Below are 14,052 nucleotides of genomic sequence, written 5' to 3' on the forward strand. Positions count from 1 at the left end.
GATGGCAAGATCCACTTTACAACTCATCATCAGAAAAACCCGGCAGGACCTGATGAAAGGAAAACAAAACCTGCTGATCACCGCCACCATACTTCTGTTCTGCTTCTTGAGCATCGGAGTTGGTTTCATAAAATACAAAGACACGAGTTCCCAGATAGGAAAATATAGGAAAGAAGTGCGGGAACAGTGGGAACACAGACCTGCAAAACATCCGCATAGAATGGCACATTATGGCTATCTCGTCTTCAGAATGGGACATCCGTTGAGCATTTTTGATAATGGCTTGGACGATTTTTTAGGGAATGTCATATTCCTCGAAGCCCATAAACAAAACTCCGCCAATCTTTCGGAGGCGGGAAGCTCTGGAACTTTGGTACGTTTCGGCACGTTTAGCAGTGCATTTATCCTTCAGTGTCTCGTACCGCTGATCATTTTATTTTTAGGTTTTGGGCTTGTAGCAAAGGAGAGGGAAGATGCTACACTTAAGATTCTAAGTACTCAGGGCGCATCTGGAAGAGAAATTATCTGGGGTAAGGTATTGGGACTTTGGCAATTTTCATTATTGTTTTTATTGCCGGTCTTGCCAGTGGTTTTTGCTATTGCAGTAGTTTCAGAAGCCGTCGTTTGGACTGATGTTGTATTTAGGCTTCTGACAATTCTCCCAGCATATATGGTGTATTATTTTTTTATTTCCAGTTTGACTATTTTCATTTCTGCAAACAGTAGAACAGCTTCATCTGCATTGGTAGGTCTAATAGGTTTTTGGCTGGTATTAGTTATTTTTTTACCGAAAGGAATTCAATTTGCTGCACAAAATCTGTATCCAATACCTTCCAGGATCGCGTTTGAGACGGTCCTGGAAAAAGATATTCTGAAGGCCGGAGACAGTCATAATCCGGATGATCCTCATTTTAAAAAGATCAAAGATTCGCTTTTGGCAAATTACAAAGTAGCGTCGACAGATGAGCTGCCATTCAATTACAGCGGATTTGTGATGAAGGAAGGTGAGCGGATAAGTTCGCATATCTACATCTCACATCAAAAAGGATTGGAGAAAACCTATGATGATCAGCAACGGTTTTCTGATATCAGTGCCTTTGTAGACCCGATGATCGCCATTCGGAATTTCTCGATGATCGCATCTGGAACAGATTACTACTCATACACCGAATTTCAGAAACAGGCAGAAGAGTACCGTTATAAAATGGCACAAAAGCTCAATGACCTTCAAATCGAAAAGATCAGCAATATAAAGCCAGAGAAAGGCGGTCCACCCGCCATCATAGAAGGAGATAACTGGAAGAAATTTCCGGATTTTGAGTACCGTTATACTTCATTTTCAAAAAGTATTCAGCAACAATGGATGCCGGCTGCAGCCCTTATTTTTTGGTTGACAATATGTGTCTTAATGATCGAAATATCGGGTCGAAACTTAAAATTAATTTAAATGAGAAATTATTTATACAAACAGTTTTATCGAAATAAAGCTTACACCGTAGCACTTCTTTTTTTATTTGTAGCTGGTATAATGGCCATCTACACGGGAAAGAAGTTTCTGGACAAAAATCAGGAGATCATCTCGAAAACTGAACAGTATCAGAAAGAGAGTATTGATAAAAACATAAAATATCACAAAGATGATCTAGGATTGATCTTGTATTATATCAAATTCAATCTGATCAACGAAACACCAAAATTAGCGGCGCTCAACATCGGGATGCGTGATATCAAGCCATCAATTCAGGGCGTTACAATTAGAAATCTGGAAGAACAGCGCTATAATGCTGATTTTTATAATCCCGCAAATGCAGCAGTCGGTAATTTTGACTTCAGTTTCGTATTGGTCTTTCTATTTCCGCTCATCATTGTCGCATTCTGCTACAATTTGATCTCGGAAGAAGAGGAGAGTGGCCGATGGAAATTGCTGTCTGTCCAAAGCAGTCATTTGGGAAAATTACTGGACGCAAAACTATTGATCCGATTTTTGGCTGTCAGTTCGATTTATCTGATATTGATCGCGATAGCAATGATTTGGATATCAATCCCTCTATATTTACCATTGATAGTTTTCATTCTTTCAGGTTGGCTGTATATTTTGTTTTGGTTTGTTCTTTGTCGCTGGGTCATCTCATTCAGGAGATCATCAGCTCAAAATGCACTGGTTTTACTGATCGTCTGGGTAGGGATGAATTTCATTATTCCAATGGGAAGCAACATCCTGATCCAAAAATATTATCCCGTTCAGGAATCTTTAAAAGCCGTGATGCAGCAGAGAGAAGGTTATCATAACAAATGGGACGAGGAAAAACGACCAACCATGGAAAAGTTCTACACTGCATATCCTCAATTTAAAGGTTTTAAAGTAGAGGAAAATGATGAATTTACATGGACCTGGTATTACGCCATGCAACATATGGGAGACCTGGAAGCTTCATCGTCCTCCAAGCAGTATACAGAGAAAATGCAGAAGCGAAATAAAACTGCGGAAATTTTGGGATACTTTCTACCAAATATCCATACTCAACTTACCGAAGCTGAATTGGCGGAAACCGGCATTAATAATCAATTGGAGTATGGTAGGGCTTTGCAGAAATTTCACGAGGAAAAACGACTGTCATTCTATCCACTGATATTTTCCGGTCAAAATGCGGATGCTGTCAACTGGAATTTACAAACGACAAAATCTTTTACGAATCATCTGACTATTGATTTTTTAAAGATCTTTTTACCTTATCTCATTCTTATCATTTTACTCACCATTCTTTCACAATTTAAATTTAGAAAACTATGCTAAAGACAATTAATCTACATAAAAAATACAATGATTTCACAGCGCTAAGATCACTTGATCTTGAAGTGGGAAAAGGGGAAATATTCGCTTTGCTGGGTCAAAACGGAGCGGGAAAAAGTACCACGATCAATATTCTGCTGGGACTTATCAAAGCAACTTCCGGAGATGCTTTTATCAACGGGATCTCAGTAAACGAACATCCTCAGGAGATCAAAAGACATTTGGCGTATATTCCGGAAACAGTATTGCTCTATCCGAAACTCAGCGGGATAGAAAATCTGGATTTCTTTTCGAAGATTGCAGGTTTCAATTACAGTAAAGATGAACTGTCATCCTTCTTGATACGAACAGGACTTCAGGAGATTGCGCATCACAAAGATCTTGGAGGATATTCCAAAGGGATGCGCCAAAAAGTCGGAATTGCCATCGCGTTGGCCAAGGATGCAAAAGTGCTGTTGCTGGATGAGCCGACCAGTGGACTCGATCCCATTGCTACGGCAGAATTTACAGAAATTGTCCGTCAGTTCGGGAAAGAAGGCAGAACGGTCTTTATGGCAACCCACGATATCTTCAATGCAGTGAGTGTAGCGACCAATATCGGTATTATGAAGCACGGTCAGCTGGTGCATAATGTACATTCCAAAGCATTTACAGCAGAAGAACTGCAGGAACTTTATCTTAAAACAATCTAGTTTATGTTAATACAGATCATTGGATATTTAATACTAACGCTTGCAAGTTCTATTCTAATATCAAATTGCCTACATAATCGAATCGCAAAAATCATGAATTGGAAAAATAAAGTATCGTTCTTTCTAAGTTGGATGTATTTGAAAAAAGTAAAGGATTCACTGATAAGAATTTATCTTTAAAAAGAAATGGCTTGGTCTCATCAGGAATGTTATCTGCACAGACAATCACTATTGATACTAAAGTTCCGGGTAATCCTGCTCCGGAAAACAGCATTTTGGAATATTGGTATTGGGCTTATGGATCTCAATTACCGGAGGTGGTTTTACTGCCAACGCTGCAATCAAATTTACAGCTGTGGATCCCCAGGGGGATACTTAGACATAATATAACTTTAATTGTAATATTTTGGTGGAGTTGGCCTGTTTATTGCTTCATTGTGAAGCGATTCTCATGTTTAATTTGAGTTTTCATGGTTATTAGTTTTTACCCAGCCTCGGCTGGGTTTTTTGTGACCATACATTATTTGTAAAGTAGATTATAGGTAGTGACTTTGGTTAGAATTTTCTGAAACTTTGGATGTATCGGTCATCAGTTTTTCCATTAACCTTTTTGCAGCGAAACTTCCCATCTGGTGACCATCGTTGATCTGATATTCGTAAGTTTCATCGAGAAATTTTGGAAGTGTTCCTTCACTTATTGCCATCACTTTTTTGTTGGTGTTATTAAGATTTCGTTTGATCAGTGAACTGTGCAATCCCATCAATGTTTCATCACTCATGGCAAAGAAACCATCAAATGATCTCTCATCTAAAAGCAGGTCCAGCTTTTCTTTGACCTGATCGGCGGATTTACAGAAAATAATCGTCAAATCTATTTCTGGAGATTGTCTTATCCTGGTTTCAAAAGAATTCAATCGGCTTTGGGTAATTTCCAGATTTTCATCACCGAAAATCGACAAGATGTTTTGACAACCATGATCGATCAATCTGTCTGCTGACAGTTCGGAATTTTTCACATTGTCAAATACAACAGATTCAAAAATATCCTGTGGTACCGTTTTATCAAAGATGACGACCGGAATTTCCATGTCTATTAATTTCCGCAGATGTCGACAGTCCTTGGTCTCTTTAGTCAGTGAGATCAGAATGCCGTCTACTCTTGAGTTGATGCAGGTCTCGATATGTTCTTTTTCTGTCTCATAGGAATCGCCGGATGATAGTGTGAAAAATCGATAGCCTTCCTTATTAAGAATGGACGAGATCCCGTTTATAATCGACGGAAGGAAGAACATTGATATTTCCGGAACGATAAGACCAATAACTTTAGAGGACTTGTTTCTAAAGTTGATGGCAAAATCGTTGGGGACATAATTAAATGTTTCGGCAGCTTCCCTGACCTTGAGCTTAACAGAACTACTGATATCAGGATGATCCTTCAATGCTCTGGAGACTGTAGAGGTGCTGATATTAAGCATTTCCGCAAGGTCTTTTATTGTAGTTCTTTTCATTTTGATTTCTCATGTCAATTATTAGGAGAAATTAAGAATAATTTTCGATAATTGTTTTGTTAATATTTGTTAAATAAATGGCTGTAGATTCTTAATAATATGTTAATTTAATTTAAAGTTATCAACCGCAACCGTTTGCGCAACCGTTTGAAATTAATACAGGGTTAACAGTGTGTTCAAAATCAATTTTTGATACCGTAAAAAAAATACTTTTGAGACATAACAAAAAACTCAGAAATATTATGGAATCAAAAGTAGTGAAGAAATTGCTGGTTTTCGGAACAATGAACATAGCAGCATTTATGTTCTCTCAAAACACAGTAACGGATACAATATCCACCAAAGACAAAGTGATCGATGAGGTAGTTATCACAGGGAATTCAAACCCTAAAAATTCTATTAAGACCAGTACATCCATTTCTACTTTGAAATCTGCTGATATTATCAATTCAGCCCCGCGCACTACCGCTGAGATCTTCAGAACGATTCCGGGAATTCGTGCGGAATCTTCAGGAGGTGAGGGTAATTCAAATATAACAGTAAGAGGGGTTCCGGTATCTGCAGGAGGATCAAGGTATTTATTAATTCAGGAAGATGGTCTTCCGGTTATGCAGTTTGGTGACATTGCGTTTGGAACACAGGATCAGTTCACAAGATTTGATTCTTTCGTATCCCGTGTTGAAGCATTACGAGGGGGTTCTGCATCTGTTTTTGCTTCCAACTCACCTGCAGGGATCATCAACTTTATTACAAAAACTGGCGAAAAAGAAGGAGGAAGCATTACGCAGCAAATAGGTTTGAATTATCAGAATTTCAGAACAGATATCGACTATGGAACACCATTGGGTAAAGATTTTTATATCGGTGTAGGCGGATTCTACAGAGGCGGAGATGGTCCCAGAAAAACAGGATATACCTCTAATAACGGAGGGCAGTTCCGTTTGTCTTTATTAAAGAAATTCGAAAAGGGAAGCATCAGAGTGTATGGTAAATATTTAGATGACCGCACTGCAGCTTATATGCCAATGCCGATTGCCGTTTCGGGTTCAGATTCAAATCCTGATTACAGCTCTTTAAATAACTTTGACATCCTAACAGCTACTTTGCAGTCTTCCAATTTTAAAAATGATGTTACGCTTGGGGCAAACGGACAGATCCTGAAAAGTGATATCCGTGATGGAATGCATTCAGTTTCTAAAACCGTTGGAGCCGAGTTTAACTACGATTTAGGATCCGGATGGAAACTGGATGCAAAAGCAAGGTACGCTGCCAATGACGGTCAGTTTTTAGCGCCTTTTCCTGCTTCCGTAGGAAGAAAGTCTGAAATCCTAGAATCTGTTACTGATTATGGAAGTGCGGTGTATGCGGGAACCAATACAGAAGTTGACAGCAATGCAAAATACATGAAAACAGTTCTGTTCAATACCAAACTGAACAATCTCAATAATTTCTTCAGCGATGTCAATATCAGCAAAAAATGGAATACAGTGAAAATGAACGGAGGTGTTTACAACAGTTCTCAAAACATCAACATTTCATGGAACTGGAATACGTATTTGATGGAAGTTTCTGATAGCAACGCGCGTTTAGTGGATATTATCAGCAATACAGGAACTAAAATCACAGACAACGGACTTCTGAATTACGGTGTTCCGGCTTTCGGAGGAGTGAACAGAAATTATGACACCAAATATTCGGTGATCGCACCTCATGCGCAGGTCGAAATCAATCCGATTGAAAAATTAACTTTGGATCTTGGTGCAAGATATGATTTTGGGAATGTCTCAGGAAGTTTTTCAGGGACACAAAACACAAGGAGAGTTATTGATATTAACCAAAACGGCACTTTTGAAACACCGGAATATGCAGTGGAAGTGGTGAGTGGAACTGTACCTGTTGATTATCAATACGGCATTTTCGGATATTCTTTTGGAGCAAATTACGCTTTAAATTCCCGTAATGCAGTTTTTGCAAGAGTAAGCCAGGGTGGAAGTGCTTCTGCAGACCGAATTCTATTCGCAGGTTACAACTATACCAACAATGATGACCCTGCTTTGGATGCAGTGAAAGTCAACAAATTAAATCAGATTGAAGTAGGATATAAATTAAGAGGACCAAATTATTTCCTGAATACAACCTTGTTTCAAGCGAGAACAATCGAAGCCAATTACGAAGCAACCACTCAGCTCAGAACAGAAAATAAGTATGAATCTTTTGGGGTGGAATTAGACGGATTCTATAAGATCAATCAAAACTTTGACATCAAAGCAGGATTGACTTACACGCACGCTGAAATTAAAAATGCGATTGACCAGACCATCATAGGAAATATGCCGAGAAGAACGCCGAAATTCATGTATTCTTTCAACCCCAATGTGAATATTGAAAAATTAAGCTTCGGTTTCTTTGCAGTGGGTTCTACAAAAGCATTTACACAGGACAGTAATAAGCTGATCATGCCGGGCTATGTGACTGTAAACCCATACATTTCGTATAGATTATTGAAGAACTTAACGTTGAATGTGAATGCCAACAACGTATTCAATGCATTGGCCATTACAGAGGCAGAAGAAGGAACTTTACAGGGTACGAATGGAATTATCAGAGCGAGAACATTGGTAGGAAGAACTTTCGGAGCGAGTGTAAAGTTAGATTTCTAAATTTATTGTAAAAGTTTTATTTAAAATTATTATCACTTCATAAAAAATAGTAGATGTTTACACAGCAAGCCTTGCAGGTTATAGAACGAGCGATCTCAGAACAAGGGATTCTTGCATCTTCCGAAAAAAAAGACAATTATGCAAGAGTATGGTCGAGAGATTCCATAATGGCAGGAATTACCGGCATTTTGATCAAAAACCAAATGATCATTGATGGGTTGGAAAAATCGATAAAGACGTTAGCAGGTCATCAGGCGGAGAACGGACAGATTCCTTCTAATGTTTATGAAGATAAAGCAAGTTATGGGACACTTGTCGGGAGAACGGATGCGACGATCTGGTGGATCATCGGAGCTTGTGAATACATAACATATTCTAAAGATGAAGTATTAAAAGATGCTTTAAAAGAGAAAATATACAAAGCATTTTCTTGTTTAAAGACCTGGGAATTTAACCAGCGGGGTTTATTGTACAGTCCGTTAGGCGGCAACTGGGCAGACGAATATGTGACGTCGGGATACGTTTTGTATGATAACGTTCTCCGGTATTGGGCTTTGAAAAATGCAGCGGAGTTGTATGAAGATGAAAATCTGAAATCTCTTGCTGAAACCACAAAAAAACTGATTGAAAATAATTTCAGAAAGAATAGTTCTGATGAAAGCAAATATCATCCAACTGCCTATCAGAAAGCCAAAGAAAAACCTTACTTATGGGCATCTTTGAATGCCAACGGGTACGATGAACGCTTCGATCTTGCGGGAAATGCTTTAGCGATCTTTTTAGGATTTGATGTAGAGATGGATGGTTTCACTCAATTTTTAGAAGACTTGAATAAAGAGTTTCAACACTGGATGCTTCCTGTTTTTTATCCGATCATCTTTCCAAAGGATGCTGACTGGAATTTACTGGAAAACAATTACAGTTATGACTTCAAAAATGAGCCCTATCAATTCCATAATGGAGGTTCTTGGCCGATTTATCTTGGCTGGCTTTGTCTGGGATTGAAGAAAAGAGGATATGGTGAAATTCCTGAAAAGATTGTCAACCAGTATGAAAAACTTATGACGGAGAAAGGTTCAAGTTTCAGAGAATATTATTCGACGGATCAGTTGATCCCCTCAGGAACAGATCAATTGTGCTTTTCAGCATCTGGTTATCTTTTGATGAAAATATAAAGATGAAAATTGATCATTATAAAAAAAACTATTATTTAAAAACAGATTAGAACATGATTGGAGATATAATTAATTTGGAGAAGAGACATTTGGAGACCGCAGAAAATATCTATACGATCTTAGGACAAAATAATATTCACACTAAAAAATGGGCAGTCGGAATATGCGGGGAGAGTGGTAGTGGAAAGTCGGTTACCGCCTTTGCTTTGAAAAAAGTATTGGAAGAACATGGGATCAGGAGTTTTGTGATTCAAATGGATGACTATTTTAAGCTTCCGCCGAAAACCAATCATGAGAACCGTCTGAAAAGTTTTGACAATATCGGAATGCATGAAGTTCAGTTGGAATTGATTGAAGAAAACATCAAAGATTTTAAAAAGGGGAGTTCATCGATCAAAAAGCCTTTGGTTCATTATCAGAACAACTCTGTATCACAGGAAATTCTGGACATTGATGACATTCAGGTTCTTATTATTGAGGGAACTTATATATTGAGCCTTGATGAGTTTGATTTCAGTATATTCATAGACCGGAATTACAAGGATACCTATGAAAACAGAATGCAGAGAAACCGTGATGAGCAGAGTGATTTCGTTGAAAAGGTTTTGGATATTGAACATCACATCATTCGTCAATTCAAGGAAAAGGCAGATATCGTGCTTGGAAAAGATTATCAAATTGTAAAGCCGTAGATCATGAATAAAAAAATAATTCCTAAGCTTAGTTTTTGGCAGATCTGGAATATGAATGTCGGCTTCTTTGGTATTCAATACAGTTTTGGTCTTCAGCAGACCGCTGTCAATCCTTTGTATTCTTTTTTGGGAGCTCACGCAGATCAGCTGCCCATTCTTAATCTGGCGGGTCCGGTTACAGGATTGCTGATTCAACCACTCATCGGAGCCATCAGTGATAAGACCTGGAGCGTGAAATGGGGAAGGCGGAAACCGTTCTTCCTGCTGGGTGCTGTATTCTGCAGCTTAGCTTTGTTTGTATTTCCGTTCAGCTCTTCGATCTGGATGGCAGTAGGACTTTTATGGATTCTGGATGCGGCGAACAATACAGCCATGGAACCTTACCGGGCTTTTATCGGGGATAAACTTCCCGAGGAGCAGCAAACCTATGGTTTTCAGATGCAGAGTCTGTTTGTCGGTGGTGGAATTACGCTGGCCAATCTCTCTCTGTTTGCTTTTCAAAAGTACTTTGGAGGAAGTTCAGAATCCGGTGGGATACCTGCATGGGTCTATTATTCGTTTTTCTTAGGCTCTTTCTGTTCGATCGCATCCGTGGTATGGTCGGTGTATAAGACCCCGGAAATTCCTCCGACTGAAGAAGAACTGATCAAGCTAAAAGCAGAAAAAGAAAATGATACGGTTTTCACACCGTTTGTGGATATTTTTACTGCGATCATCAAAATGCCCAAAATACTCTGGCAGTTGGCACTGGTGTATCTGTTTCAATGGTATGCGCTTTTCTGTTACTGGCAGTTTGTAACCCCGATGATCAAACAGACTCTGTATCATGTTTCTGAAAGTGATGAGCAAAAGGCCAATCATTTCATTGAACTTTCAAAAAATGGACTTTCAGTGTCACAGAGTGATATGTCCTGGGCTAAGAACATACTGAATCTGGTAGAGACGGCAGTCGGACAAACCGGATTGATGAATGGTTTCTATAATTTCATCACCATGATATCAGCATTGATGCTCATTCCTTTTGCACTAAAATATTCCTCAAAAAATGTCTATGTTTTTTGTCTTTCGGCGACAGGCATTTCTTTACTGATCTTACCATTCATCCACAATGAATATTTAATATTGCTGCCGATGGTCCTTTTTGGAATTGGATGGGCCGCTATGATGGGACTGCCATATTCAATGGTTTCGCCATCCATTCCTGCGGAAAAAAGAGGGGTATATATGGGGGTCATCAATATGATGATCGTTATTCCGATGTTAATACAGACGGTTTCATTTGGTTTTATTTATAAAAATTTTCTGGGAAGTGATCCTTCAAATGCTATCACAATGGCCGGTACCTTATTTTTACTGGCATCTATTTCAGTGATGTTGATCCAGGTTAAACGATCAACTGATCAATCATAAAAGAGCGATAAATAAACATATAAATATCTCCTGCTTGTCTCCTTGATTACTTCATCTTGCTTCTCGGCAGTCCGATCTCCTGTTCTTGTGGATAAGGTTTCCTTGAGGTCATACTCACATCTTCCCGGAGACTTCTTTCAATTTCCTGGGACTTTTCCTGATCCATAAAATAACGTGGATCAGCAGTCAGTGGCATCTTGGCCATTTTTGTGATAGTGATGGTGGGAAAGTGATAGTCAATCTCTACAGTCCCCAATAACAGATAGATACCGCCTTCTTTAAAGGGGAACTTTCTCAGGCTGTCAGGGAAATGAGCGGTATCAAAATATTCCCCTTCTGCATCGATCCACGTTCCGAAATACATATCATCTTTATTTCCGGGATGATTTTTCTTTTTAATGGGCACATGCTTTCTCGAGATCAGATAAGCAAGCATCTTGACCTGCTTCTTATGATATTTTAGCAGGTCGTTTACTAAAACGTGACCTCTGTATTTTGTTTTCAGCAGATCGAATATAGAATAGGAGACAGGAAAGCCTAATATCTCAATTTCATCGAACGCATCTTCGAATTGATTCTTTTGAATTATTGGCAGTTGATAATCCTTCCGGGGTTCATCAAATAAAGAAATGACCTTCGTTCTATATTGTCCTTTAGACAACAAGAATCTGGCTTCGATCAACAGCTCATGTTTTTGTTTTCCGGTAGATCTGAAGGCGCCGATAAAAATGAGTATTTGTATTGACTCTGCACCGATTGGTACTCTTTTAACAAAATCCTCAAGTGATTTGTAGTCTCCGTTTTCTTTTCTTTCTTCCGTAATGGATAGTTTTATTGCAGCTTCCAGTTTTTCGATATGCATAAAACCCAGATATAGGTCTGTTCCATACACAGTCGTTTGAAATTCACTGAGGTTGATGCAGGGGTTATGTATGGTCGCTCCAGCCATTTTGGCTCCATGAACATATACTTCCGTTCGATAAAATCCACCGCCGTTGTTGATGGCGGAAACCATAAACTCAATGGGGTAGTAGGCCTTTAAATAAAGACTCTGATAACTTTCCACCGCATACGAAGCAGAATGGGCTTTACAAAAAGAATAGCCTGCAAACGATTCGATCTGTCGATAGACCTCCTGGGACAATTGTTCGGGATGACCTTTTTTCCTACAGGATTCAAAAAAATCATCTTTTAATTTCTGTAAGGCTGATAATGAACGGCCTTTTCCACTCATGGCCCGGCGTAATACATCACCGTTTTCCGCAGAAACGCCGCCGAAATGAAGTGCAATTTTTATCACATCCTCCTGGTAGACCATGATGCCGTAGGTCTCGCCTAATTCCTTTTCAAACACCTCGTGAAAGTATTCAAACTGATCAGGATGGTTATGCCGAAAGATATACTCCCGCATCATTCCGCTCTGTGCTACTCCTGGGCGTATAATGGATGAGGCTGCCACCAATACTTTATAATCTTCACATTTCAATCTTCTCAATAACCCACGCATTGCGGGAGATTCTATGTAAAAACAGCCTATGGTCTTTCCGATACTCAGATACTCATTGCACTTGGCCTCATTTTTTGAGATCCTTGTATCCTCAATATCTACAATGATCCCTCTTTTTTCTTCGATCAGTTTGACTGTATCTTTAATGGTTCCCAAACCTCTTTGAGATAGAATGTCAAACTTTTCCAGTCCGATATCTTCAGCCGTATGCATATCGAACTGCACGATAGGGAACTCTTTTGGAGGAAATTCCAAGGCAGAATAATTCGTGATCGGTTCTTCAGAGATCAAAATTCCGCAGGAATGCATGCTTCTCTGATTGGGAAAGCCTATCAGTAATTTTTCATATCTATAAATTTCCTGAACGATGGAATTCTGATCATGCTGATCTTTTGGTTTTTTAGAGAGCTGATCCAGTTCTTCTTTAGGCAGTCCGAATACTTTTCCCAGTTCCCTGAATCTTGATCTGCTCTTGAACTCCACATTGGTCCCGCAAAAGGCCACATGGTCTTTTCCGTATTTTCTAAATATATATTCCAAAATAGTATCGCGGTTCTTCCAGCTCCAGTCAATATCAAAGTCAGGTGGGGTTTTTCGGTTAAGATTCAGAAACCTTTCAAAGTAGAGATCCAGTTCCAGAGGACATATGTCCGTGATTCCGATGCAGTAGCTGACAATAGAGTTGGCACCGCTTCCTCTTCCGACATGCATAAATCCCATACTTTTGCTGTACTGGATGATATCCCAGGTAATTAAAAAATAACCACAGAAATTCAACTGGTCAATCACCGCCAGTTCTTTCTCTACCCTTGCTTTGGCTTGTGTATCATCAACAAAATACTTGGTATGCAGTCCATCAAAAGCCAATTGTTTCAGCAATTCAAAATCACTCTCTCTGCTTTCTGTAAAATATTTTTTATTTTTCGGTGTTTTAAACTCAAAATCAAAACTGCATTCTTCGACGATATATCTGGTGTTTTCAATGATCTCCGGATATTGGGAATACTTCTTTAATAGTTCTCTTTTAGCAATAAAGTTCTCATTGCTTTTACAATAATCATCCTCTGTGAGTTTAGTGAATAAAGTGTTGCCTGCTATTGCCCTCAGAACTTTATGAAGTTCATATTCTTCATCAGTCTTAAAGGTTATCGGATGCAGGATGACCATTTTATGGGTCAAAGCCTTCAGTTCAGGAGCATACAACAGATTTAATTCATCCTGTCTTATTCCTATAAATTCATGTTCTAAAAGTTTTTCAGGAATATTCTTGGGGGGATAGATCACAAAGCTATCTTCCAGCTCAGGATTAGTCTTAGCGATCTCAATTCCTTCACAGTTATAATTGGTCAAAAGCCGATTAACCTCTGCAATACCTTTTGGATTTTTGGCAAGGCATATATAATATTGTTCATTCTCCACCCGAACATCCATCCCAACAATGGGTTTGATCCCTACATTCTGACAAAGCTTATAAAACTGGTAGATACCCGTAACCGTATTGATGTCGGTCAATGCCAAAACCTTTAGTTTATGGTCAACAGCCAGTTGAACCAGATCTTCAACAGAAATGGTCCCATAACGCAGACTGTGATAAGTATGGCAATTCAGAAACATAAT

General features: G+C 39.0%; 9 protein-coding genes. 7 read left to right on the top strand and 2 right to left on the bottom strand.

Going from position 1 to position 14,052, the window contains the following annotated elements; translation table 11 throughout:
• The first annotated feature begins 1 nt into the window (after window position 1).
• Genes C1634_RS22600 through C1634_RS22610 form a run of 3 tightly spaced genes read left to right on the top strand, consistent with a single transcriptional unit; the run spans window position 2 to window position 3,483 of the window.
• On the top strand, window positions 2–1,447 hold the full coding sequence (locus C1634_RS22600) for an ABC transporter permease (protein WP_109739166.1): 1,446 nt from the start codon (window positions 2–4) through the stop codon (window positions 1,445–1,447).
• The gene (locus C1634_RS22605; RefSeq protein ID WP_103233575.1) at window positions 1,448–2,794 is read left to right on the top strand and encodes a DUF3526 domain-containing protein; all 1,347 of its coding nucleotides are present in this window, start codon (window positions 1,448–1,450) and stop codon (window positions 2,792–2,794) included. It abuts the gene before it with no gap.
• Window positions 2,788–3,483, top strand: coding sequence for an ABC transporter ATP-binding protein (locus C1634_RS22610; RefSeq protein ID WP_103233574.1), 696 nt, complete (start codon window positions 2,788–2,790; stop codon window positions 3,481–3,483). Before C1634_RS22605 ends, C1634_RS22610 begins: the two co-directional genes overlap by 7 nt.
• A gap of 536 nt (window positions 3,484–4,019) precedes the next feature.
• On the opposite strand, the gene C1634_RS22620 is transcribed toward C1634_RS22610, so the two are convergent.
• Window positions 4,020–4,991: a LacI family DNA-binding transcriptional regulator gene (locus C1634_RS22620; protein WP_103233572.1), complete on the bottom strand. Its 972-nt coding sequence runs from the start codon at window positions 4,989–4,991 to the stop codon at window positions 4,020–4,022.
• A gap of 242 nt (window positions 4,992–5,233) precedes the next feature.
• Here C1634_RS22620 and C1634_RS22625 point away from each other — a divergent pair, with 242 nt between their 5' ends.
• The 4 genes from C1634_RS22625 to C1634_RS22640 are packed head-to-tail and all read left to right on the top strand — an operon-like array spanning window position 5,234 to window position 10,928.
• On the top strand, window positions 5,234–7,651 hold the full coding sequence (locus tag C1634_RS22625; protein ID WP_109739167.1) for a TonB-dependent receptor: 2,418 nt from the start codon (window positions 5,234–5,236) through the stop codon (window positions 7,649–7,651).
• 53 nt (window positions 7,652–7,704) lie between these two features.
• A complete protein-coding gene (locus tag C1634_RS22630) occupies window positions 7,705–8,826 on the top strand; it encodes a glycoside hydrolase 100 family protein (RefSeq protein ID WP_109739168.1) in 1,122 nt (373 codons plus the stop codon).
• Between the two features lie 53 nt (window positions 8,827–8,879).
• Window positions 8,880–9,518: a uridine kinase family protein gene (locus tag C1634_RS22635; protein ID WP_103234338.1), complete on the top strand. Its 639-nt coding sequence runs from the start codon at window positions 8,880–8,882 to the stop codon at window positions 9,516–9,518.
• A 3-nt stretch (window positions 9,519–9,521) separates the two neighbouring features.
• Window positions 9,522–10,928 (top strand): MFS transporter, encoded by a 1,407-nt coding sequence (locus C1634_RS22640; RefSeq protein WP_103234339.1) that lies wholly within the window; start codon window positions 9,522–9,524, stop codon window positions 10,926–10,928.
• 46 nt (window positions 10,929–10,974) lie between these two features.
• On the opposite strand, the gene C1634_RS22645 is transcribed toward C1634_RS22640, so the two are convergent.
• Window positions 10,975–14,049 (bottom strand): DNA polymerase III subunit alpha, encoded by a 3,075-nt coding sequence (locus C1634_RS22645; RefSeq protein ID WP_109739169.1) that lies wholly within the window; start codon window positions 14,047–14,049, stop codon window positions 10,975–10,977.
• Window positions 14,050–14,052 lie beyond the last annotated feature (3 nt).

This window comes from Chryseobacterium viscerum (assembly GCF_002899945.2).
GTDB lineage: Bacteria > Bacteroidota > Bacteroidia > Flavobacteriales > Weeksellaceae > Chryseobacterium > Chryseobacterium viscerum.